The organism is Streptococcus sp. D7B5, from assembly GCF_029691405.1.
Taxonomy (GTDB): domain Bacteria; phylum Bacillota; class Bacilli; order Lactobacillales; family Streptococcaceae; genus Streptococcus.
Window position 1 is genome coordinate 1,250,230 of sequence record NZ_CP121467.1, and the last position, 24,626, is coordinate 1,274,855.

General features: G+C 42.6%; 16 protein-coding genes, 11 tRNA genes and 3 rRNA genes. 1 reads left to right on the forward strand and 29 read right to left on the reverse strand.

What is annotated here, in order from left to right; all coding sequences use genetic code 11:
- Positions 1–153 precede the first annotated feature (153 nt).
- The 29 genes from pepC to pbp2a form a co-directional block, all read right to left on the reverse strand.
- On the reverse strand, positions 154–1,488 hold the full coding sequence (gene pepC / locus P8P68_RS06025; protein ID WP_250315712.1) for an aminopeptidase C: 1,335 nt from the start codon (positions 1,486–1,488) through the stop codon (positions 154–156).
- A 109-nt stretch (positions 1,489–1,597) separates the two neighbouring features.
- Positions 1,598–2,320 carry a pseudouridine synthase gene (locus tag P8P68_RS06030; protein ID WP_278275770.1) on the reverse strand — a complete coding sequence of 241 codons (723 nt, stop codon included), beginning with the start codon at positions 2,318–2,320 and terminating at the stop codon, positions 1,598–1,600.
- Positions 2,321–2,552: 232 nt separating this feature from the next.
- Positions 2,553–2,783, reverse strand: a complete 231-nt coding sequence (locus P8P68_RS06035) for a GlsB/YeaQ/YmgE family stress response membrane protein (protein WP_000901578.1) — start codon at positions 2,781–2,783, stop codon at positions 2,553–2,555.
- A gap of 9 nt (positions 2,784–2,792) precedes the next feature.
- Positions 2,793–4,034 carry an aminopeptidase gene (locus P8P68_RS06040; RefSeq protein WP_000243907.1) on the reverse strand — a complete coding sequence of 414 codons (1,242 nt, stop codon included), beginning with the start codon at positions 4,032–4,034 and terminating at the stop codon, positions 2,793–2,795.
- Positions 4,035–4,055: 21 nt separating this feature from the next.
- On the reverse strand, positions 4,056–4,208 hold the full coding sequence (locus tag P8P68_RS06045; protein ID WP_000776613.1) for a hypothetical protein: 153 nt from the start codon (positions 4,206–4,208) through the stop codon (positions 4,056–4,058).
- 74 nt (positions 4,209–4,282) lie between these two features.
- Positions 4,283–6,154: a DUF262 domain-containing protein gene (locus P8P68_RS06050; RefSeq protein WP_000230428.1), complete on the reverse strand. Its 1,872-nt coding sequence runs from the start codon at positions 6,152–6,154 to the stop codon at positions 4,283–4,285.
- On the reverse strand, positions 6,148–7,461 hold the full coding sequence (locus P8P68_RS06055; RefSeq protein WP_000155167.1) for a DUF262 domain-containing protein: 1,314 nt from the start codon (positions 7,459–7,461) through the stop codon (positions 6,148–6,150). The genes P8P68_RS06050 and P8P68_RS06055 overlap by 7 nt, the downstream gene beginning before the upstream one ends.
- A 7-nt stretch (positions 7,462–7,468) precedes the next feature.
- Complete coding sequence (locus P8P68_RS06060; protein ID WP_000999609.1) at positions 7,469–8,419, reverse strand: WYL domain-containing protein; 951 nt, start codon at positions 8,417–8,419, stop codon at positions 7,469–7,471.
- A gap of 109 nt (positions 8,420–8,528) precedes the next feature.
- Positions 8,529–9,050: a DnaA/Hda family protein gene (locus P8P68_RS06065; RefSeq protein WP_000247995.1), complete on the reverse strand. Its 522-nt coding sequence runs from the start codon at positions 9,048–9,050 to the stop codon at positions 8,529–8,531.
- A gap of 87 nt (positions 9,051–9,137) precedes the next feature.
- The gene (locus tag P8P68_RS06070; protein ID WP_278275771.1) at positions 9,138–13,529 is read right to left on the reverse strand and encodes a PolC-type DNA polymerase III; all 4,392 of its coding nucleotides are present in this window, start codon (positions 13,527–13,529) and stop codon (positions 9,138–9,140) included.
- A gap of 142 nt (positions 13,530–13,671) precedes the next feature.
- Positions 13,672–13,745 (reverse strand) — tRNA-Pro (locus P8P68_RS06075).
- Between the two features lie 15 nt (positions 13,746–13,760).
- Positions 13,761–13,834 (reverse strand) — tRNA-Arg (locus P8P68_RS06080).
- Positions 13,835–13,845: 11 nt separating this feature from the next.
- Positions 13,846–13,931: transfer RNA gene (locus P8P68_RS06085), tRNA-Leu, on the reverse strand.
- Positions 13,932–13,938: 7 nt separating this feature from the next.
- Positions 13,939–14,010 (reverse strand) — tRNA-Gly (locus P8P68_RS06090).
- Between the two features lie 27 nt (positions 14,011–14,037).
- Positions 14,038–14,110: transfer RNA gene (locus tag P8P68_RS06095), tRNA-Thr, on the reverse strand.
- 12 nt (positions 14,111–14,122) lie between these two features.
- Positions 14,123–14,204, reverse strand: a tRNA-Leu gene (locus P8P68_RS06100).
- A 5-nt stretch (positions 14,205–14,209) separates the two neighbouring features.
- Positions 14,210–14,282: transfer RNA gene (locus P8P68_RS06105), tRNA-Lys, on the reverse strand.
- Positions 14,283–14,306: 24 nt separating this feature from the next.
- Positions 14,307–14,379: transfer RNA gene (locus tag P8P68_RS06110), tRNA-Asp, on the reverse strand.
- A gap of 2 nt (positions 14,380–14,381) precedes the next feature.
- Positions 14,382–14,454 (reverse strand) — tRNA-Val (locus P8P68_RS06115).
- Positions 14,455–14,559: 105 nt separating this feature from the next.
- Positions 14,560–14,675, reverse strand: a 5S ribosomal RNA gene (rrf, locus tag P8P68_RS06120).
- A 76-nt stretch (positions 14,676–14,751) separates the two neighbouring features.
- Positions 14,752–17,654, reverse strand: a 23S ribosomal RNA gene (locus P8P68_RS06125).
- Between the two features lie 122 nt (positions 17,655–17,776).
- Positions 17,777–17,849, reverse strand: a tRNA-Ala gene (locus tag P8P68_RS06130).
- Between the two features lie 51 nt (positions 17,850–17,900).
- Positions 17,901–19,446, reverse strand: a 16S ribosomal RNA gene (locus tag P8P68_RS06135).
- The 16S, 23S and 5S rRNA genes sit together here with 11 tRNA genes alongside, the layout of an rRNA operon.
- Positions 19,447–19,678: 232 nt before the next feature.
- Positions 19,679–19,750, reverse strand: a tRNA-Glu gene (locus P8P68_RS06140).
- A 64-nt stretch (positions 19,751–19,814) separates the two neighbouring features.
- Positions 19,815–20,288 carry a hypothetical protein gene (locus P8P68_RS06145; RefSeq protein ID WP_001049305.1) on the reverse strand — a complete coding sequence of 158 codons (474 nt, stop codon included), beginning with the start codon at positions 20,286–20,288 and terminating at the stop codon, positions 19,815–19,817.
- Positions 20,289–20,408: 120 nt separating this feature from the next.
- Complete coding sequence (gene nusG, locus P8P68_RS06150; protein ID WP_000376732.1) at positions 20,409–20,945, reverse strand: transcription termination/antitermination protein NusG; 537 nt, start codon at positions 20,943–20,945, stop codon at positions 20,409–20,411.
- A 58-nt stretch (positions 20,946–21,003) separates the two neighbouring features.
- On the reverse strand, positions 21,004–21,180 hold the full coding sequence (gene secE / locus P8P68_RS06155) for a preprotein translocase subunit SecE (protein ID WP_000505776.1): 177 nt from the start codon (positions 21,178–21,180) through the stop codon (positions 21,004–21,006).
- A 9-nt stretch (positions 21,181–21,189) separates the two neighbouring features.
- On the reverse strand, positions 21,190–21,342 hold the full coding sequence (gene rpmG, locus P8P68_RS06160; protein WP_001809375.1) for a 50S ribosomal protein L33: 153 nt from the start codon (positions 21,340–21,342) through the stop codon (positions 21,190–21,192).
- Between the two features lie 52 nt (positions 21,343–21,394).
- Positions 21,395–23,590 carry a penicillin-binding protein PBP2A gene (pbp2a, locus tag P8P68_RS06165; RefSeq protein ID WP_000762641.1) on the reverse strand — a complete coding sequence of 732 codons (2,196 nt, stop codon included), beginning with the start codon at positions 23,588–23,590 and terminating at the stop codon, positions 21,395–21,397.
- 86 nt (positions 23,591–23,676) lie between these two features.
- Here pbp2a and P8P68_RS06170 point away from each other — a divergent pair, with 86 nt between their 5' ends.
- The gene (locus tag P8P68_RS06170; protein WP_001160826.1) at positions 23,677–24,552 is read left to right on the forward strand and encodes an RluA family pseudouridine synthase; all 876 of its coding nucleotides are present in this window, start codon (positions 23,677–23,679) and stop codon (positions 24,550–24,552) included.
- Positions 24,553–24,626 lie beyond the last annotated feature (74 nt).

The following is a 24,626-nucleotide window of genomic DNA, read 5'->3' on the forward strand; positions in this document are numbered from 1 at the left end:
ATATCCTTTTGTACTACTATAATAACACATATCCTTTCCTCTGTCACTTAAAGACTCAAACTAAGAAAGACTTACTTGTCAAGCATCATCTATCCCCACTTTAAGAAGAACTTAAAAAGAGGCTAGGATTCCCCTAACCTCTTTTCTATAGCTTTATTCTGCCAAGGCACCCATTGGATCCCATGGTGCAAGTACGATTGGTTCTGCTTCATAGGCAGCTTGTTCTTCTGCTGTCAGCAATTCTTTACGGACAACGATTTGATAGGTGTATTCATCCATCCAAGCGTCTGAGGCGACGAAGTAACCATCTGTACCGACCTTGTCTCCCCATGAGTTTTCAACCTTCCACTTGGTTGACTTACCATTTTCGTCCAAGTCCACACCTGTCAAGACCATGGCGTGGGTCATCAAGCTTTCGCTGTAGTCCAAACGTCCAGCTTTGTCTTGAGTGAGTTGAATGTCCATGCTTGATTCAAAATCATAAACATCTGTTGCAAGAATTCCAGCTTTGCGGTTGCTGAGCTGGCCGACATCTGAACCAAACCAAACAGTTTCTCCTGTTTGCATTTGGACAATCGCCAATTCTTTCAAGCGCTCCATTGGAACGTTGATGTAGCGAACTGCACGGCTACCAACCACATTCCCCAACATCTCAACTGTGTAAGATTTGCCGTAAGGCTTGTCAGCAGTTGGTGCGTTGATAACAGAAACATAATCTTCTAGAGGAAGATTGACATATTTCTTGTAAAATTCCTGTGGTGTGATTCCTTTTTCACTTTGGTAATTGTCATCCTTATCACGATAAGCAAAGTCAAATTTACGTGGTGGAAGTCCTAGTGACATAGCAAGGAAGTTAAAGATTTCTTGCAAGAGGTCTTCTTTCTTAGCTTGAACAGTCACTTGGTCTGCACCAGAAGCGAGCAAGTCACGTAAGATTTGGGCATCTTGGCGAAGCAATTTATTAAGGATGGCATTGAGCTCACGGCTGCTGCTAGATGAAACAGACTCAGGATAAATAGACTTGGGAACGACACCGTATTTCTCAAAGAGGGACACGACCATATCCCACTGACCGCCGTCTTGTTGGGGTGTTTGGAGTAGGAAGCTAACCTTGCGGCTCGTCAATTCTTGGTCTGCAGTCGCAATCACTTGCTCCAAGAACCAGTTTGATTTCTCATACTTGTCCCAGAAGAAGGTGTGGGCTTGTGACAGTTCAAAGTTTTCGAGCTTGTATTGAGAGATAAGTTTGTGGCGGAAGGTGTTGAGAGCTGCAAACATCCAGCAACGACCAGAGGCTTTTTGGTTAGTAACCTTGTCCTTGGTCAAATCAAGCGAGAAAACAGGTGTGTTGTCAACATGGCTTTGACGACGTTCTAGGGCTGCAAAAATTCCGTTATGGCTTGCAGCATTTTCGATAGCTTGGTATTTTACATTTGCTTCATAGTTAGCAAATAAATTATCCGTAAATGATTCTTGAATCGCGTTCATAGATTCCTCCTTTTATTCTACTGTCTATTATAACTCTTTTCACAAAGGAAGCAACTGAAAAACATAAAAGGCAAGGACATTCTCCTCACCTTTTCTAACATAATCCAAACTAAGCAATACTAGCAAAGAGCTCCTCTAACTCCTCCTTGGTCAGGCGACGCCATTCTCCTTGTTCTAAGTTCTCATCCAAGACTAAAGTTCCCATCGTCAAACGTTGTAGGTCCACCACTTCCTTGCCACAGTAGGCTACCATGCGTTTGACCTGATGAAACTTCCCTTCAGCAATGGTCACCCGAACCTGGCTCTCATCCTTATCTGAATCCACCGACAAAATCTCCAGTTTTGCCGGCTGGCAGGTAAAGTCCTTAAGTGGAATACCCTTGCCAAATGTTTCCACATCTTCTTGGGTCATGATTCCCTTGACTTGAGCCAAGTAAGTTTTATCCACATGACGCTTGGGCGATAGAAGGGCATGAGCCAGCTGACCATCATTGGTCAAGAGCAAAAGACCATGCGTATCGATATCCAAACGTCCTACTGGAAAAACTTCCTTGGTCCGAGCAATATCATCCAACAAGTCCAACACTGTTCTGTGTTTAGAATCCTCAGTCGCTGAAATGACTCCTTGGGGCTTGTTCATCATGTAGTAGACAAACTCCTCGTACTCTAGCACTTGACCATCAAAGCGAATTTCGTCTTTTTCTTCATTTATTTGCAATTTTGCTGATTTTTCTTTCTTGCCATTGACCGTCACGCGTCCAGCCTTGAGCAAGTTTTTGACCTCCGTCCGACTTCCCACAGCGCATGCAACTAAAAATTTATCTAATCTCATAAAACTATTATATCATACTCAAAAGGAGGCTGGTACAATGACCAACCTCCTTTTCTTTTCATACTCTTCAAAAATCTCTTCAAACCGCGTCAACTTCCATCTGCAACCTCAAAACAGTGTTTTGAGCTGACTTCGTCAGTTCTATCTATAACCGCAAAGCAGTGCTTTGAGCAGCCTGCGGCTAGTTTCCTAGTTTACTCTTTGATTTTCATTGAGTATCAGATTTAAGAAATTAACTTCCTCGTCTCCAGAAAATAGCTAAGACAACCATAGCACCTAAAACAGCTGGAACAATAGCTATCCCCGCTAGATTTGGACCCCAAGTTCCAAAGAGCAGGTGCCCCAAAGAAGCACCAATCCAGCCGAGAAACATTTTCCCAAAGCATCCCATGCTTTCTCCGCGATTGGTTAAAGCACCTGCCAAGAGTCCTACTAGGAGACCAACAAACATACTTCCAAGCATAGCTTCTCCTTAAATTGCCCAGTCTCCATTGCGGAAGAGTGGTACGCGTGTTCCATCCTCACGGATACCATCGATATCCATTTGATTCGAACCAATCATAAAGTCCACGTGAACATCTGAACGGTTCAGTCCCGCAGCTTCAAGCTCTTCTTCGCTCATCTCCGCTCCACCAACAACGCTGGTCGCATAGGCTGCACCGATAGCCAAGTGGTTTGAAGCATTCTCATCGAAAAGCGTGTTAAAGAAGGTAATGCCTGACTGAGAAATTGGACTTGGATCTGGTACCAAGGCACATTCACCCAAGGCACGCGCACCCGCATTTTCAAAGACAAGGTCCTTCATGACCTGATCACCCTTTTCAGCAGTAATGTCTACGATTTGACCATCCTTGAAAGTTACTTTAATGCCTTCGATGATATTTCCGTTGTAGCTAAGTGGTTTTGTAGAGGTTACATAGCCCTCTGCACGACGGAAGTCAGGAGCCGTAAAGACTTCTTCTGTCGGCATATTTGGTAAGAATTCTTCGCCCTGTGCATTGATAGCGCCAGCTGATTCCCAAACGTGATTCTTAGGCAAGCCAAGTGTCAAATCTGTCCCTGGCGCTGTGTAGTGAAGGGCTGAGAATTGTTCTTTATTGAGCATTTCTGCCTTGCTCTTAAGGATAGCAGCATGCTCTTCCCAAGCTTTAACAGGATCTTCTTCGTAGACACGGCAAGTTTTGAAGATCTGATCCCAAAGGAGGTCCACTGCTTCTTCATCGCTCGCAGCATTTGGAAAAACCTTCTTAGCCCACTCAAGCCCTGCTGCAGCTGCTACAGTCCAGCTAACCTTGTTGGATTGCGTTGCGATACGCATTGGCTTCATCGCAAGTCCCATAGCTTTGGCAGAAGCTGAAAGCTTGTCAGCATCCACTCCGTTCAAGGCACCTGGGTCAGAAGAACGGACACCGAGACGGCTAGCCTTGTTTTCCAAGAGGTAGTTCATCTCAGCAATCTTGTATTCTGGCACATTGTTCAGACGCTCTATCGGCGCGTGGAGGAATTTCTCACGGTTGATGATATCATCTGTCCACTGAACAATAACCTCATGAGCACCCAAGGCATAAGCTTCTTTCACGATCAAATGCGCCAACTCACGTTGCTCCACATCGATAGAAAGAGCCAAGGTGTGACCAGGTTGCACGTTAATTCCATTCGCAACCAACAATTTCGCATATTTTTCTAGATTTTCTTTAAAATTTGGTAAAACCATTCTATTCTTCCTTTTCTTTTGTTATTTTTCCTTCAAAGCAGAAAATAATCCTGCTAAAGCAATGGCACCAGACAAGAGCGCTGTCGATAGAATAATTGTTTCATCTGCCAGCTCTAGCTGATAGTCAAAAATCTTTTCAGCAGGTTTATCTTCCGCAAAAATTCTTAGTTTCATCAAATGTCCCCCATTACTAGTATATCACATATATTAGCATTTTAAAAAACAAGCTCATTAAAGCTTGTTTTTATTTAACTATCACAAAAGTCGTGTACATATCTTTCCACTTCTTTTTCCATAAATTGAATCTCACAAATACCCCATTTATCATTCTTTACCGTTACATCTGCCATCATCTGTAATTTTAAACTCTGGCGATTGAAAATTCCTTCCCACTGTTTATATTTTGCACTTGGAACTAAATTTCCAAACTTCGAATTTTGACTATCTGTAATGATACAGAGATTCCCAAAGGAGTGCAAAAATTTATCATCAATTTTTTCAACTCTTTCATCACTATTTGGATGTTGTGGAAACCAATGCTCTATAGAACGACGATATGTAAATTTGAAATCTTCAAACTTAACATCGTATGCTTTCTTTAATTCTTCACGATTTTTCCATAAAACATAATCTACAAAGTTAAAAGCATAAACAGGAATTGCACCATATTTCTTAATTCTTCTATCCTCAGTAAACAGTCTTTCTTCTGCATACGTCACTGCCATTTTTTCAAGAAATTCTTTAAAATGAGCACCAAATTCTTGATCATTTAGTTCTTCAATATGTCTGAAGAGAAATTGAAAAATCTCATATAACCAACGACTATCACGATTAGCAGTAAAGGTCACAGCAAACATAGATTGAAGGAGGATAATGTTTTTGTTAATTTCCGAATCTGAAAATGTATTCTTAGTAAAGCGTTCTTCAACTATGTAATGCTCTTTCGCTTTTCCATTAGGTTGATATTCATAATAAGTTCCCTTCTGCAAAAACCATTCATCCTTATTTCTGCTTGAAGAATCCATATTTGAATTTCTAACGATGTAATTATCAAAAATATGTTTTATTTTAAGAAGAAATTCACTGAATTCAATAATCCAAGTCTTATTTTTATTTTTTATATCAAATAGGGCTAAAAGTTTCTTGTCGTCTAACTGAACCTCATTGGTATCCTTACCTTCCCAAATTGCCAATACATGGAGTAGGAAGGTTGGAAAATCGATAACTTGGGTATAATCACCAAAATCTTTTTCTACTTCTATATTTTTTTCATTTATCTTTTTTCCTAATATATCTGATAACTTTCTTCTTTCATTTTGATAAAAATCAATATCATCATAAATATTATGAAATGAGTAATTTGTAAAATGCCATCCAAAAATACGTTCGCGTTCTTGAAAATCATCTGCTCTCTTCCGTCGCATCTTAAATTGACTTGATACCGGCTTATCAAATTCCGCACAGGCATCCCAAATTCTTGCAAATTTTTGTGCCATTTCTTGATCTGCACCAAACTTGGCCATCATTTGCGCCTTAAGGATCTCATGAGCCTCTAGTTGTTCTCCACGAGAGTTGAAACGTTCGAAATAAAGATTTAAGTCTAAATCTTCAGAAAGTATACTCCGAAAAATAATAACTTTATCAAAAAGATAATCAACGAAAGACTGAGGATTAAGGTGACGCTCCTCTAGCACTTTTTTCAATGCGTCTTTAGCATGTCCGTAACCTCTAGTTAATTCATTTTCATCGTCCTCAGAGATTTTTTCCTTAGTAAATAGTTTTTGAATATTCTCATTTGATTTCTTCCTAGCTGGAAAGGTAAGATTGACAGCTTTCAATAGATCAAAACCAAACTCATGCTTCAAAGCTAAGGCAATCAAATTAAGGGCTGTTGTCCGTTGTTGCCCATCTATGATTTTGAAAATGTCATTCTCTTTATTAACGACTAATGTTCCAATATAGTAATTGTCTCTATTTTCTTGAAAAGCATCTGCTACGTCGTTCAATAACTGCTCAATTTCATCATAAGTCCAGGCAAAATTTCTCTGATAAAGAGGAATAGCATAGGTATCTTCATTTAACAGACGATTAACAGATAAGCTTATATGCGTTTCTACCATTTATCTTTTTCCTCTTCTATAATCTTGTCCACAGTATAATTTTCAAATAACTCTCTATCTATCTTTATCATGAAATCATTCGGAGTGACGGCATGAGATAAAAGTTGAAATAGCTTTTGAACCTCTTTTTGTCTAAACCTTCCACCAGCAGCATAGTTCCCAACCGTCGCATCATATATGGCTTTAGATTTAACTCGAGGGTAGTAAGACCAAATAAACAAGGTCTCTACTATCTCCTTTGATAGCTCCTCTTTTCCAAATCTATCTGCGAAAAGCGAGCAAATATTTAGGAATATATTGTGACACTTGAGATAGCGACCCTTTGAGCTATTGTAAATGTTTAACATACCTTCTGGGTAAGCTAAATTTTGTTCTTCTTCCTCTAACTCATTAGAGACTCCAAACTTTTTATTTAAAAAATTTTTATGAACTTTAATAGTTTCATGAGAAGATTCAATATACTCAAAAAATTTACTTCCATCAATTATTGGCATAGTAATTGACATAGGGAGTTTTTCAATATGACGATACAATTCTAGGTATGGAAAGTTCTGATTCAAATCAACGCCTTTAAAGTCGTCAATAAAATCCTCTGTAAAACGGAGATAAGAGCCATAACGCTTGTTTGTTAATCCTGTCTCTCCTCGCGACCAACGTCTCATACGAAAAAGATGTTTATCAAACAACTCTTTGAGACTTAACTCTTTATCCTCTACAAATTGCTCCCACTTTTCAACAATTCTTTCATCTTCGGAATCTTGCTTGCGAAGATGATAGGCCTTGAGCAAATCATGAGGTTCTAAAGATTTTCCACGATTATTCTGAGAATCAAATAGCTGAAAGGCCTCTGATAATCGTTCTTGGGGCATAGTAATCACAGAGACAGCACAATTCTCTAATAAAAAGTTGCAAATGTCTTTTGCCTCATTTTCGCCAACTAATTGAGTTAAATTTTTCCACTCATTATAATTTTCACTCGCATGATAGCAAGATAGCTCTCCAAATTCTTCAGCACTCAACAGTTGATTAGCACCCTTATAATTCTCTAAGTCATCTAACGAATGAAGAAACAAAGAAATTGAAATTAGCCGTTGCTGTCCATCGACAATATCTAAGTGTCCATCATTCTTATGCAGGATAACGGAACCAATCTGATATTCCTTTTTCCCCATAGCATCTCGTAAATCATAAAAAAGATTACGGATATGTTTTCTGTTCCATTTATATGGTCTTTGATAAGAAGGAATCCGCAAATTCCCTTTTTTCAATAGTTCTCCAACCTTTTTAGAAGTAAATTGAATAGTCATTTTATCCTCATTTATATTTATCTATCATTTCTTGAACCGTTCGCTTCATATCCTCTACTAAAATCCGAGGAGACAAAACAGTAACTGCTTCCCCTTGTCCCAGTAACCAGCGTTTAAGACCCGGTGTATACTGACTTTTAAACTTAAAATGAGTCCAGGAACCATTTTTCCCAACTATTTTTGCATTTGGAAATTGATCCATCACAATAGTAGGATCATACAAATACCCAATCTCAATACTGATTTTCTTCCCGATAAAAGCATCAACTCTCTCGTTACGAATATCACCATCTCTAAATTTATCTCGATAAGAAATAGAGGGTTTCTCTATACCACTAAGAGACCATGATTGGATACGGTCTACTCTTAAAGTAATATAAGTAGCGTGTTTTAACTGATAAACAACCAGATAAAAATAATGACTATCATAGTAAAGAGATACAGGCAAAACCGTCTGCTTCTTAGAAGACTCCGAATAAGGTTTTTGATAGATAATGTCTAAGACCTGTTCATGTAGAATAGACTCCGATAAATTCCAAATTTTCTCTATTCTATCTTGCTGATCCGTTAAGGGAGCATAATTAAGCTTTTCACTACCAATGATTTGCTCAATTTCTTTCTGGTCATCACGAGGAATTAAAATCAGTAAATTTTTTAGTAAGCTATCAATTTCTGGCCGATTCAATGCTCGATTTTCCAATAAAATCTTTGAAATAACAAGTATATCCTTTTTATTAAAAACTGACTTACTTGATAGGCTATACTTATTCGTTTTACGACTATAAAGCAGGTCTCCATTAAAATCGGGATGACTGGATAAAATATCACGAAGGAGCGAAAAATCTCTCTGTATCGTCTTTTCACTAACCTCAAATTCCTGGGCTAATTGCTTTTTTCCTAACGGAGTCCCAAACTGTAAGCGTAAAAAGATTGTTAGTAATCTCTCTTGATCATTCATTTGCAATTTCCTTCTACATATTATTCAAACAATATTATTTCCAGTACATTTTTATCACTTCTATAGTCTAACTAGCACTTTATATTCAAAACGATTAAAGCAAAATAAACTAGCCCTTAGATGATTTCAACTGTACCACTATGCCAGATTCGAAGAACTCAACTACGGATTCAGCCATATTTTTTAAGTCTTCGGGTAAGCAGTCTGAATATACAATGAAGAGTTTGCTTCTTTTCTTATTCTCTTTGAATTGCTGCATCCAGTATTCCTGTACCCTTTGATCAGCCTCTCCCAAGAATTGAACTCCATCCAGAAAAATCAAATCATACTCTGTATACTCCATTTGCATTTTTATCCATTGACTATGTTTAGAAAAAATCAAATTATCTCTCACTCGATAATATGCAAGTGATGCTATTGGAGTAGCAGGTTTTATTTTAGTTAACGTATAAAACAAATGCCATCTGTCAGTCTCTGAAATACCGCAAATGTAAATACATTGAGAATCTTCTTTTAAGTCTATTTGTGGAAATCCGGTCCAATCACTCCCATCATCTTTCAAGCCTTTTTCAAAATTATAAATTTCCTCTTCAATTGACACATTAGAATTTAAAATTTCTTGATTCACCATATTATACTCTCTTTTCTTTTATTTTTAAGAGAATTATAACAAATCAAGTGGACATTTTTTGTCCACTTGATCAAAATAAGCAATTTTTTAAAACAAATCATCAAACAAACTCAACTGGTTGTCCTCTGGCATATTGCCGAGAATCCCCATTTCATCCATCTTTTCAACCAAGGTTGATGAAAGTCCACCACGCTTGCGCAGTTCTGTCTTAGAGAGGAACTCACCCTCTTCACGCGCACGCACCAACTGCTTAGCAACGTTCTCTCCCAGACCATCCATTGCTACAAATGGTGGGATAAGAGTGTCTCCGTCAATGATGAATTCAGTCGCATCACTACGATAGAGGTCTAACTTGCCAAACTTAAAGCCACGTTCCCACATCTCATTGACAATCTCAAGAGTGGTATAGAGGTCAATTTCCACATTAGAGGCTTCATTGTTCTTCCGTTTTTCAGCGATTTCTTCCATTCTGCGCTTGATGGCGTCCAAGCCCGCACCCATGGTCTTGATATCAAAAGCCTTAGCGCGGATTGAAAAGTAAGCACAGTAGTAATAAATGGGATGGTGAACCTTGAAGTAGGCTACGCGCAAGGCCATCATAACGTAGGCTGCCGCATGGGCTTTAGGGAACATATACTTGATTTTTCCACAGGACTCGATATACCACTCTGGCACCTTATTGGCCTTCATGGCTTCGATATAGCCATTTCGCTCCTCTTCTGAAATCTTCAACCACAAGCCCTTACGTACCCGTTCCATGATGGTAAAGGCCATCTTAGGCTCGAGACCCGCATGCATGAGGTAAACCATGATGTCGTCCCGACAACCGATAACAGTCGATAGGTCCGCAATTCCTTGCTTGATCAAATCCTGGGCATTTCCCAACCACACATCGGTACCGTGGGATAATCCAGACAACTGAAGCAATTCCGCAAAGGTCGTCGGATGCGTTTCGTCTACCATCCCACGTACAAAGTTTGTTCCAAACTCTGGGATTCCCAGCATGCCCGTCGGCGTTCCGATTTGCTCAGGTGTTACCCCTAGTACATCAGTTCCAGAAAAGAGGGCCATGACACCTTCATCATCCATAGGAATTTCATTAGGGTCAATACCAGACAAGTCCTGCAATTTTCGAATCATGGTCGGATCATCATGCCCCAGTACATCGAGTTTGAGGACATTCTCATCGATATCATGGAAGTTAAAGTGAGTCGTCTGCCATTCAGCCGTCACGTCATCCGCTGGATACTGAACAGGCGTAAAGTCGTAGACATCCATGTAGTTCGGAATAACAACGATTCCTCCTGGGTGTTGTCCTGTAGTCCGCTTGACACCGGCAGCACCTTGGGCAAGACGTTCCACCTCTGCATCACGATAAAACTTCCCATAGTCTCTCTCATAGCCCTTGACAAATCCATAAGCAGTCTTAGCAGCAACTGTACCAACCGTTCCTGCACGGAAGGCATATTCTTCACCAAAGATATCACGTACATCCAAGTGGGCGCTAGGCTGGTCTTCTCCCGAGAAGTTCAAGTCAATATCGGGAACCTTGTCCCCATCAAAACCAAGGAAGGTCTCGAAAGGAATATCCTGTCCATTTTTGCTGAGTTTATGACCACACTTTGGACAGTCCTTATTAGGCATATCAAACCCTGAACCGTAAGAACCATCCGTGATAAACTCGCTGTACTGACACTGACCACAGACGTAGTGTGGAGAGAGAGGATTAACCTCCGTAATCCCAATCATAGTCGCAACAAAACTGGACCCAACAGACCCACGAGAACCAACCAAGTAGCCCCGTTCATTGGAACGTTGCACCAGCATCTGCGAAGCCAGATAAATCACGGCAAATCCATTCCCCAGAATGGAAGTTAATTCTTTTTCAATCCGCAAATCAACGATATCTGGCAGCGGATTTCCATAAATCTCAAAGGCTTTTTTGTAGGTCAGCTCGGCGACCGTTTCTTCCGCCTTGTCAATGAAAGGTGTGTACAAGTCACCCTTAACAACCTCAACAGGTTCAAAGATTTCTGCCAAGACATTAGTGTTTTCAATAACTAGTTTGCGTGCTAAATCTTCACCCAAGAAGGCAAATTCATCCAACATCTCATTGGTCGTTCGAAAATGAGCCTTTGGAAGAGGAGCTGGTTGGGCATGTTCCCCATGACCAATGGTTCGGTTAATCATAGCCCCTTGTCCCAAACTACGGACGATAATTTCACGGTAAATCTCTTCTTCTGGTTCGATATAGTGGACATTTCCCGTAGCCAGAACAGGCTTGCCAAGACGATCTCCAACCTCTATCAAGCTCTTGATAATGGTCTGAAGTTCCTCCATATCCTTGACCTGCTCTTTGGCAATCAATGGCGCATAGATAGCTGGTGGCATGACCTCGATAAAGTCATAATACTTGGCCACCTCAACCGCCGCATCCACACCTTGGGATACAACCGCGTCAAAAACTTCACCCTCCGAGCAAGCCGACCCCAAAATCAAGCCCTCCCGATGGGCATCTAGAACCGTTCTCGGAATCCGTGGCACTCCTTCAAAGTACTTGGTGTTAGACAAAGAAACCAACTTAAAGATATTTTTCAACCCTACTTGATTCTTAACATAAATTGTCGCATGTTTAATCCGAGCTTTTTTATAAGAGTCTGGACTAATCAAATCAATGTTCAGTCTAGCCAAATCAGTCACACCATGTTTTTCTGCTACCTCTTTGATAAAGATGAAAAGCAAACGACCCGTAGCTTCCGCATCGTAGTTGGCCATGTGGTGGTGTTCAAGTGCTACACCAAAACGCTTAGTCAAAGGCCCCAAACCATGACGTTTATACTCAGGATAGAGATTTCTAGCAAACTCCAGCGTATCGATGACTGGCTGGCTAATTTTAGGAAGACCATGACGATCATAGTTAGCATTCATAAAGCCAACATCAAAGGTAGCATTGTGGGCGACTAAGACTGTATCCTTGCAAAATTCTTGGAATTCTTGCAAAACTTGTTCCAGTGGTTTGGCATTTTTAACATGGTCATCTGTAATTCCAGTCAACTCAGTAGTAAAAGCGGACAAGGGATGCCCAGGATTGATAAATTCATCAAATTCGGCAATAACATTCCCCTTGTACATCTTAGAGGCCGCAACCTGAATCAAATCATTATAGATAGCTGAAAGTCCCGTCGTTTCCACGTCAAAAACTACATAGGTCGCTTCTGACAAGTCCATCTCCACTTCGTTATAAACGATTGGAACACGATCCTCCACGATATTGGCTTCCATTCCATAGATCAGCTGGATTCCAGCTTTCTTGGCCGCCTTATAGCCGTGTGGGAAAGATTGAACATTTCCATGGTCCGTGATGGCAACCGCCTTGTGTCCCCACTTAGCAGCTATCGCAACGATCTCCTCTACTTCTGGTAGAGCATCCATAGTCGACATATTAGTATGAGCATGAAACTCAACCCGACGCTCACCTTCTGGCATCAAATCCTTCCGCTCATAGTGAACAACTTCCTGCACATCCTGGACGTTCATGGTCAAATCACGTGTGAAGTTATTCATCTCCACATTACCACGAACTCGGAGCCAAGAATTCTTCTTAATGATGTCAAACTTCTGAGCTTCTTCTTCATTCTTAACCCATTTTTGCATTGAAAAACTTGAAGTGTAGTCTGTCATTTTAAAGTTGATCAAAACGCGACCAGTTCTGGTCACTTTATGTTCCACATCAAAAACGACCCCTTCAAAGACCAGACGATTTTCCTCAGTCGTCACGTCAATCATCTGGGTAACTTCAGCCTTATCTAGTTTAGGCTTGGCCATAGCCTTTTTAGCCTGAAAATCAAAGGCTGGCTTCTCTTCTACTGGAGGAGGAGCCATTTGTTCCAATTGCTCCATAGCTCGAAGCGCTTCCTCATTGGCAGCCTGAACGATTTGTTCATTCTCCGTATGGAAGGCTTCCTCCTGCTCTTGTGTAAGAGCATCATTCTTTTCTATTTGGCATACAAAAGCTGGAAAACCAAACTTTTCGAGTTGCTTTGCCAAATTAGGAAGATGATTCTTCTTAAAGTGCTCCTTATCAATCGCCTCTGAACCTTCAATAATGAGTTGATTTCCTTCCGCACGAACATTTAAATTCTGGTAAAGAGATTTAAACCCCTGACTTGCACATGGACCTTCAGAAAAAGCCTCTCTATAGTAGGCATGCAAGAGTTCATTAGAGAATTCTTGAGAAAGAGTCTTGATTTCAAAAACAGCTCGATTCCCTGTCTTAGAAAATTCTTCACAAAGCCCTTTCTTTAACTCCAAAAAGATTTCAATCGGTAAAATATTAGAAAATACAAAATGAAATTCCCAAATCTTACTAATTTTATGAACCACAACACGCTCAATTCTGGCATCAACAAGAGCAGGATCCCGTCTCAATTGATCAGAGATTCCTAGTTGATTCATTAAAATTTCAAACTTACTTGCCATTCATTTTCCTCACATTATTCTCTTACTATTTTACCATAATTAAAGAAAATATATGACTAGTACCATTCCTTAAGCACTGCTAGTTTACACAAATTTGTTCCGTAAATAAAAAAAAGATACCTTTAAGTATCCTCGTAATCAATCGGGAAGACAGGATTCGAACCTGCGACACCTTGGTCCCAAACCAAGTACTCTACCAAGCTGAGCTACTTCCCGCGTTAAATAAAAAAATGCACCCTAGAGGAGTCGAACCTCTAACCGCCTGATTCGTAGTCAGGTACTCTATCCAGTTGAGCTAAGGGTGCTCATCATTATATGCCGAGGACCGGAATCGAACCGGTACGATCGTTACCAATCGCAGGATTTTAAGTCCTGTGCGTCTGCCAGTTCCGCCACCCCGGCCTCTCTAAGCGAACGACGGGATTCGAACCCGCGACCCCCACCTTGGCAAGGTGGTGTTCTACCACTGAACTACGTTCGCATCGACCTCTTATTCTATATAAAAAAATGCCGGCTACATGACTTGAACACGCGACCCTCTGATTACAAATCAGATGCTCTACCAACTGAGCTAAGCCGGCTACTTTCTATTATGCGGGTTAAGGGACTTGAACCCCCACGCCGTTAAGCGCCAGATCCTAAATCTGGTGCGTCTGCCAATTCCGCCAAACCCGCAAATATGACCCGTACTGGGCTCGAACCAGTGACCCATTGATTAAAAGTCAATTGCTCTACCAACTGAGCTAACGAGTCTAAAATAACTTCCGTTATCTTAAACGGTCCCGACGGGAATCGAACCCGCGATCTTCGCCGTGACAGGGCGACGTGATAACCGCTACACTACGGGACCTATGGGAGTTAACGGGATCGAACCGCTGACCCTCTGCTTGTAAGGCAGATGCTCTCCCAGCTGAGCTAAACTCCCAAAGGGCGGAGTCTAGCTCATCCAACGGTAAGAAACTTTGTTTCTCTCATCCGCCGATTGTAATTTCGATTTCCTCTCAATTACAACTAAGCTAAACTCCCTCGAGCTAAGCGACTTCCATATCTCACAGGGGGCAACCCCCAACTACTTCCGGCGTTCTAGGGCTTAACTACTGTGTTCGGCATGGGTACAGGTGTATCTCCTAGGCTATCGTCACTTAACTCTGAGTAATACCTACTCAAAATTGAATATCTATCAAATACCAAGAAAACCTCACACTTCGTATTCTCAGTTACTTTGGATAAGTCCTCGAGCTATTAGTATTAGTCCGCTACATGTGTCGCCACACTTCCACTTCTAACCTATCTACCTGATCATCTCTCAGGGCTCTTACTGATATAAAATCATGGGAAATCTCATCTTGAGGTGGGTTTCACACTTAGATGCTTTCAGCGTTTATCCCTTCCCTACATAGCTACCCAGCGATGCCTTTGGCAAGACAACTGGTACACCAGCGGTAAGTCCACTCTGGTCCTCTCGTACTAGGAGCAGATCCTCTCAAATTTCCTACGCCCGCGACGGATAGGGACCGAACTGTCTCACGACGTTCTGAACCCAGCTCGCGTGCCGCTTTAATGGGCGAACAGCCCAACCCTTGGGACCGACTACAGCCCCAGGATGCGACGAGCCGACATCGAGGTGCCAAACCTCCCCGTCGATGTGAACTCTTGGGGGAGATAAGCCTGTTATCCCCAGGGTAGCTTTTATCCGTTGAGCGATGGCCCTTCCATACGGAACCACCGGATCACTAAGCCCGACTTTCGTCCCTGCTCGAGTTGTAGCTCTCGCAGTCAAGCTCCCTTATACCTTTACACTCTGCGAATGATTTCCAACCATTCTGAGGGAACCTTTGGGCGCCTCCGTTACCTTTTAGGAGGCGACCGCCCCAGTCAAACTGCCCGTCAGACACTGTCTCCGATAGGGATAACCTATCCGGGTTAGAGTGGCCATAACACAAGGGTAGTATCCCAACAACGTCTCCTTCGAAACTGGCGTCCCGATCTCATAGACTCCTACCTATCCTGTACATGTGGTACAGACACTCAATATCAAACTGCAGTAAAGCTCCATGGGGTCTTTCCGTCCTGTCGCGGGTAACCTGCATCTTCACAGGTACTAAAATTTCACCGAGTCTCTCGTTGAGACAGTGCCCAAATCATTACGCCTTTCGTGCGGGTCGGAACTTACCCGACAAGGAATTTCGCTACCTTAGGACCGTTATAGTTACGGCCGCCGTTTACTGGGGCTTCAATTCATACCTTCGGATTACTCCTAAGCACTCCTCTTAACCTTCCAGCACCGGGCAGGCGTCACCCCCTATACATCATCTTACGATTTAGCAGAGAGCTGTGTTTTTGATAAACAGTTGCTTGGGCCTATTCACTGCGGCTGACCTAAAGTCAGCACCCCTTCTCCCGAAGTTACGGGGTCATTTTGCCGAGTTCCTTAACGAGAGTTCTCTCGCTCACCTGAGGCTACTCGCCTCGACTACCTGTGTCGGTTTGCGGTACGGGTAGAGTATGTTTAAACGCTAGAAGCTTTTCTTGGCAGTGTGACGTCACTAACTTCGCTACTAAACTTCGCTCCCCATCACAGCTCAATGTTATAGATATAAGCATTTGACTCATATCACACCTCACTGCTTAGACAGACACTTCCATTCGTCTGCTTTAGTTAGCCTACTGCGTCCCTCCATCACTACATACTCTAGTACAGGAATATCAACCTGTTGTCCATCGGATACACCTTTCGGTCTCTCCTTAGGTCCCGACTAACCCAGGGCGGACGAGCCTTCCCCTGGAAACCTTAGTCTTACGGTGGACAGGATTCTCACCTGTCTTTCGCTACTCATACCGGCATTCTCACTTCTATGCGTTCCAGCACTCCTCACGGTATACCTTCTTCACACATAGAACGCTCTCCTACCATACCTATAAAGGTATCCACAGCTTCGGTAAATTGTTTTAGCCCCGGTACATTTTCGGCGCAGGGTCACTCGACTAGTGAGCTATTACGCACTCTTTGAATGAATAGCTGCTTCTAAGCTAACATCCTAGTTGTCTGTGCAACCCCACATCCTTTTCCACTTAACAATTATTTTGGGACCTTAGCTGGTGGTCTGGGCTGTTTCCCTTTCGACTACGGATCTTAGCACTCGCAGTCTGACTGCCGACCATAATTCATTGGCATTCGGAGTTTATCTGAGATTGGTAATCCGGGATGGACCCCTCACCCAAACAGTGCTCTACCTCCAAGAATCTTGATGTCGACGCTAGCCCTAAAGCTATTTCGGAGAGAACCAGCTATCTCCAAGTTCGTTTGGAATTTCTCCGCTACCCACAAGTCATCCAAGCACTTTTCAACGTGCCCTGGTTCGGTCCTCCAGTGCGTCTTACCGCACCTTCAACCTGCTCATGGGTAGGTCACATGGTTTCGGGTCTACGACATGATACTAAGGCGCCCTATTCAGACTCGGTTTCCCTGCGGCTCCGTCTCTTCAACTTAACCTCGCATCATATCGTAACTCGCCGGTTCATTCTACAAAAGGCACGCTCTCACCCATTAACGGGCTCGAACTTGTTGTAGGCACACGGTTTCAGGTTCTATTTCACTCCCCTCCCGGGGTGCTTTTCACCTTTCCCTCACGGTACTGGTTCACTATCGGTCACTAGGGAGTATTTAGGGTTGGGAGATGGTCCTCCCAGATTCCGACGGGATTTCTCGTGTCCCGCCGTACTCAGGATACTGCTAGGTACAAAGACTATTTTAAATACGAGGCTATTACTCTCTTTGGCTGATCTTCCCAAATCATTCTTCTATAATCTTTGAGTCCATATTGCAGTCCTACAACCCCGAAGAGTAAACTCTTCGGTTTGCCCTCCTGCCGTTTCGCTCGCCGCTACTAAGGCAATCGCTTTTGCTTTCTCTTCCTGCAGCTACTTAGATGTTTCAGTTCACTGCGTCTTCCTCCTCACATCCTTAACAGATGCGGGTAACAGGTAGTACCTGTTGGGTTCCCCCATTCGGAAATCCCTGGATCATCGCTTACTTACAGCTACCCAAGGCATATCGTCGTTTGTCACGTCCTTCTTCGGCTCCTAGTGCCAAGGCATCCACCGTGCGCCCTTATTAACTTAACCTTATTTTTTGACCTTTCAGTCATAAACTCTTTTAATACTACAGCGTTTCGGTTTATTTTCTTGTTACTATTTGATATAGATATTCAATTTTCAATGTGCATTACTTGGTGATCTCTCACCAATGGAGCCTAGCGGGATCGAACCGCTGACCTCCTGCGTGCAAAGCAGGCGCTCTCCCAGCTGAGCTAAGGCCCCACAAGACCTCTCAAGACTAAACAAGACCAATGTGCAGTTCCTTATCCTTAGAAAGGAGGTGATCCAGCCGCACCTTCCGATACGGCTACCTTGTTACGACTTCACCCCAATCATCTATCCCACCTTAGGCGGCTGGCTCCAAATGGTTACCTCACCGACTTCGGGTGTTACAAACTCTCGTGGTGTGACGGGCGGTGTGTACAAGGCCCGGGAACGTATTCACCGCGGCGTGCTGATCCGCGATTACTAGCGATTCCGACTTCATGTAGGCGAGTTGCAGCCTACAATCCGAACTGAGACTGGCTTTAAGAGATTAGCTTGCCGTCACCGGCTTGCGACTCGTTGTACCAGCCATTGTAGCACGTGTGTAGCCCAGGTCATAAGGGGCATGATGATTTGACGTCATCCCCACCTTCCTCCGGTTTATTACCGGCAGTCTCGCTAGAGTGCCCAACTGAATGATGGCAACTAACAATAGGGGTTGCGCTCGTTGCGGGACTTAACCCAACATCTCACGACACGAGCTGACGACAACCATGCACCACCTGTCACCTCTGTCCCGAAGGAAAACTCTATCTCTAGAGCGGTCAGAGGGATGTCAAGACCTGGTAAGGTTCTTCGCGTTGCTTCGAATTAAACCACATGCTCCACCGCTTGTGCGGGCCCCCGTCAATTCCTTTGAGTTTCAACCTTGCGGTCGTACTCCCCAGGCGGAGTGCTTAATGCGTTAGCTGCGGCACTAAACCCCGGAAAGGGTCTAACACCTAGCACTCATCGTTTACGGCGTGGACTACCAGGGTATCTAATCCTGTTTGCTCCCCACGCTTTCGAGCCTCAGCGTCAGTTACAAGCCAGAGAGCCGCTTTCGCCACCGGTGTTCCTCCATATATCTACGCATTTCACCGCTACACATGGAATTCCACTCTCCCCTCTTGCACTCAAGTTAAACAGTTTCCAAAGCGTACTATGGTTAAGCCACAGCCTTTAACTTCAGACTTATCTAACCGCCTGCGCTCGCTTTACGCCCAATAAATCCGGACAACGCTCGGGACCTACGTATTACCGCGGCTGCTGGCACGTAGTTAGCCGTCCCTTTCTGGTAAGATACCGTCACAGTGTGAACTTTCCACTCTCACACTCGTTCTTCTCTTACAACAGAGCTTTACGATCCGAAAACCTTCTTCACTCACGCGGCGTTGCTCGGTCAGACTTCCGTCCATTGCCGAAGATTCCCTACTGCTGCCTCCCGTAGGAGTCTGGGCCGTGTCTCAGTCCCAGTGTGGCCGATCACCCTCTCAGGTCGGCTATGTATCGTTGCCTTGGTGAGCCGTTACCTCACCAACTAGCTAATACAACGCAGGTCCATCTGGTAGTGATGCAATTGCACCTTTTAAGTAAATGTCATGCAACATCTACTCTTATGCGGTATTAGCTATCGTTTCCAATAGTTATCCCCCGCTACCAGGCAGGTTACCTACGCGTTACTCACCCGTTCGCAACTCATCCAGAGAAGCAAGCTCCTCCTTCAGCGTTCTACTTGCATGTATTAGGCACGCCGCCAGCGTTCGTCCTGAGCCAGGATCAAACTCTCATTAAAAGTTTGAGTTCTCACTCATTTCTGTCACTGACAGATTTATTGTTTTTCATTGTTCAGTACTATAACATCAGTTATAGTGCCCTGCACATTGGTTCGTCTTGTTCAGTTTTCAAAGGTCTTTGTCTCTCACTTCTCTCATGAGCGACAACTATATTAGTATATCACAGCTAGCTCTCTCTGTCAACAAGTTTTTTAAACTTTTTTCTAAGTTTTTTCTAACCACAATATACCATAGTCCGTACGGGATTCGAACCCGTGTTACCGCCGTGAAAAGGCGGTGTCTTAACCCCTTGACCAACGGACCTTGAGCTTTTCAACTCTTTCTATTATACCTACTTTTCCGCCTTTGTCAAGGACTTTTTTCCTCTTTATCGAAATTCTGAAAAGATAAGGGAAAGTTCTCTCAGGAGAGCTTTACGTCCTCTAAAGACTTCTCCTCCCATTAGACGGTCTATTAATTCTTGTTTTTCCATACTCTGCTTTGATTTGTAATTCTTTAGAAGTTCGTGAAAGAGATAATAATCGTCCAGCCTGAGTCCTTTCTCTCCTAGACGATGGCTAATCTCACTCACCTCTTCATAGGGTTCTTTGTCAAAACGGCGCTTGTGGCTTTCCTGTTTACGGATGTAATCTAGGATACGATTTCTAAACTTTGTTTTAAAGCAGACATAAAGTCGATGGCGCTCCCCCTCTAGTAACTCTGGGTTGCAACTCACCAGCTCATACAGACATAACATGCCTTCCTGATCCCAGTCCTCTTTCTCCCACAGATGCAAATGATAATCTTTGCGACACTTATGGACGATTCCCTTGCTTTCTTCATATAAGTCTTTTAGATTCATAGACCTCTCCTTTCTGCATTTAGTTTAGCAAAATGCGCGAGTCCATGGGTCTACTTCCTCTGTTTTATACTTCTTCCTCCCTCAACGGCACATAAAAAGAGAGGCAAAGCCTCTCTGGGGTTATAATTCTGCAATTTGGTTGAGATTCACTTCTGCAATCGTATCATTACCAAACATAGAGATAATCATCTTCACTTTGTTGTTATCAATTTCAGTAATTTTACCTGTGTAGTCTGCAAAAGCGCCATCAATGATGCGGACTGTCTGGCCAACTTCAACATCAATATCGAACTCTTGAACAGTTTGTCCCATTGAAACCAGAATATCACGGATTTCTTGTTCCAAAAGTGGAGTTGGTTTTGATCTGTTACCGTGTGAGCCGACGAATCCTGTTACGTTAGGTGTGTTTCGAACGACGAACCATGCTTCATCGGTCATGACCATTTCTACAAGGACATAACCTGGAAAGCGATTCTCTTCAACTTCCTTTTTCTTTCCATTTTTCTCAACTTGCACGGTTTGTGTTGGAATCTCAACACGTAGAATATTATCCAACATGTTATATGTTTGCGCACGTTGCAATAGATTTTCTTTTACCTTATTTTCATAGCCAGAATAAGTTTGTAGAACAAACCATCCCTTGTCAAAACTATCCATGATATTTCCTTTCATACATATGATAGAAGAAAGTTAGCAGAACTTCTCCACTTTTCTTCTAAAAAATGTTAATAAATCGAATCAAACCTGATACAATCAACTGGTCAAAAATGTAAATGATGACCACAAAGAAGGCTGTGTATTCCATAATAGAGCGAAAATCTCTCCAGCTTTCTTTGCGAGTTGGCCAAGTTGTTTCTTTAAGAAGTTTAAAAATATCCTTAATAAAGCCCATCGTTCTCTCCTATCTCGTTTCTCTATGTGTCGTATATTTTCCACAATGTTTACAAAATTTATTTACTTCTAGTCGTGTTGGCTTGGGGTTCCCACTAATTTTGATTGAATAATTCCTTGAACCACAAACTGCACAAGCTAGGCTTGCTTTTTTTAGTGCCATAACGCCTCCATCTTATCTATTATAACAAGAAACCTAGGCTTTGACAAGCCTCTTAACGAAATAGATTAAGGATTGAGTCCCATATTGTCTGGGCTTTTTCTTTTATTTTAGCTTCTGAAATCGCACGACCTGCTTCATCTACAAGATTTTGTGCACGACTACGAATATCTCCTATTGGGTCCTCAGACTGGTTTGTCTCATTTTCAACAACCTGCTTTTTCGTATTTTCTGGTTCAATACCATTTTGTTTATAAGCATTCTCAACTGTAAAAGTGCTACCTGTAGTGTAAGGTAAAATGGTATTAGCCATACTTCTAAAGACATGGGCTGCTCCATTGGAGGTCGAACCTGCTAGATAATGGTTCTCATCTGTTGTTGGGAAACCGAGCCAGTGGCTGATTACCACATCCGGAGTATAGCCGATCACCCACTGGTCACTTGTATATTCTGGGTTGAAAACAGCTTCAGTCGTACCTGTTTTACCAGCCATAACATAATCTGCCGGTGACGAACTAATTCCTGTACCATTGGTAAATGTTCCTAGCATCATGCTGGTCATTTTATCGGCTACCGACTTATCAATCACTCGTTTTTGGGAGTTTTTATGACTCTTGATGATCTGGCCGCTGGCATTTTCAATACGAGTGATGAAATGTGCTTCAGGCATCAAACCTCCATTAGCAAAGGCTGCATAGGCTTGCGCCATCTGGAGAGGATTCGTTTCCACACCTCCACCAAGAGCAACTCCAAGAACTCGGTCAACTTTTTCCATATTCAGACCAAATCTCTCCCCAGCGTCAAAAGCTTTGTCAATACCTAATTCATTTACAGTCGCAACAGCTGGCAGGTTGAGTGATTCCGCCAAGGCCTGATACATAGGTACTTCTGGAGATGTCTTAATACCCGCATAGTTATCTACTTGATAACTGTTGTACTGCATCGTATGATTATCCAGTTGCTTGTTCAAGGCCCATCCTGCTTCTACTGCGGGTGTATAAACGACTAAAGGTTTAATGGTTGAGCCTGGGCTACGCTTAGACTGAGTGGCATAGTTGAAATTGCGAAAGCCTGGTTTGTCATCACCAGCTACACGACCAACAACTCCACGCACTCCACCTGTTTTAGGCTCTAGAGCAACACTACCTGATTCGGCATGCGTTCCGTCTTCTGCTATTGGAAATAGCGCAGTGTTTTCATAAATAACCTGCATGTTTGCTTGGTAGTTTTGGTCAAGCTCTGTGTAGATTCGATAGCCATTGTTGACAATCTCTTCTTCTGTGAGATTGTACTTGGAAACCGCTTCGTTGACAACAGCATCAAAATAGGACGGGTAACGATAATCCGAAACTTTGCCTTCATACTTATCTTGCAGTTGAGAAGCCATATCTACTCCAGCCGCTTCGGTTTCTTGATTTTTATCAATATAGCCCGCTGCAACCATATTTTGCAAAACAGTATCCCTACGGTTGGTCGAAGTTTCAACAGAATTTAATGGATTATACAATTCTGGTCCCTTGAGCATCCCTGCTAGAGTGGCCGCCTGATCAAGCGTTAGCTGTGAAGCTGATACACCGAAATATTTCTTACTTGCATCTTCAACACCCCATACCCCATTTCCAAAGTAGGCGTTATTGAGGTACATAGTAAGGATTTGCTCCTTGCTGTATTTCTTTGTCAACTCTAAGGCAAGGAAAAACTCCTTGGCCTTCCGTTCAACGGTTTGGTCCTGAGAAAGATAGGCATTTTTCGCCAACTGTTGAGTGATGGTAGACCCCCCTCCAGAACGACCCGCTGTAAGGATGGCTAGAAAGAAACGACCGTAGTTAATCCCATCATTTTTATAAAAGGAACGGTCCTCTGTCGCGACGACAGCATTCTGCAAGTCTTTACTGATATCTGTCAGTTCAACATAGGTTCCCTTTTGACCTGATAGGGCGCCTGCCTCTTTTTCTTCGCGGTCAAAAATCAGAGTTCGTGTTTTCAAGGCATTTTGCAAATCATTAACATTGGTAGATTTGGCTATGGCAAATAGGTAGGTTCCTACTAGCAAACCTGCACTTAACCCTAAAATGATGACGATTTTTGTCAGATGGTAACGACGCCAAAATTTCCGAATCGGACCTACATGGCCTAGTTTTTTTCTATCGCTCCGAGAACGACGCATACTAGTAGAATCAGACTCTGCTGATTCACTCGTTTCTTTTTTAAAGAGAGAAAGAAACTTCTCAAATAATTTATCTAATTTCATGCGTTTATTTTATCATCTTCACCATAGGAACTCAAGAATTTAGCTATTCCCTATCCAAATAGGGCTTTTTTTGTTACAATATCTGTATGCAATTCACATTTACATTACCCGAATCCTTGCCTCAAATGACGGTCAAACAATTCCTAGAGGAACAACTCCTCATCCCTAGAAAGATCCGCCATTTCTTGAGAACAAAAAAGAACATCTTAATTAACCACAAAGAAGTTCACTGGAACGAGATGGTCAAACCAGGAGACGTTTGCCAGTTGACTTTTGACGAGGAAGATTATCCCAAAAAAGAAATCCTTTGGGGAAATCCAGACCTCGTTCAAGAGGTTTATCAAGACCAACATCTCATTATCGTTAACAAGCCAGAGGGAATGAAAACTCATGGAAATCAACCTGATGAAATTGCCCTTCTCAACCATGTCTCTGCCTACATTGGTCAAACCTGCTATGTCGTTCATCGCCTGGATATGGAAACAAGCGGTTTAGTGCTTTTTGCTAAAAATCCTTTTATCCTACCCATTCTCAATCGTTTGTTGGAGAAGAAGGAAATTGCTCGCGAGTACTGGGCACTCGTAAAGGGGCAAGTGGGGAACAAAGAACTTATCTTCCGAGATAAAATTGGTCGTGATCGACACGATCGCAGAAAACGAGTGGTAGATCCCAAAAAGGGGCAACATGCCGAAACCCAGGTAAGCCGACTAAAGCAATTTCCAAATCAGACTACCCTTGTCCGTTGCAAACTAAAGACCGGTCGAACGCATCAAATCCGTGTTCACCTTTCTCACCATAAGCACCCTATCCTAGGCGATCCTCTCTATAATAGTAAATCAAAGACAAATCGGCTTATGCTCCACGCCTTTCGACTTTCCTTTACCCATCCACTCACCTTAGAACAATTGAGTTTTACTGCCCTCTCGGATACTTTCGAAACAGAATTAAAACAAAATGGATGACACTATCATCCATTTTGTTTTATCTAAAAATAGAAAAAGCAAGACCGGAAGGCCTTGCTTTTATCGACTCAAGA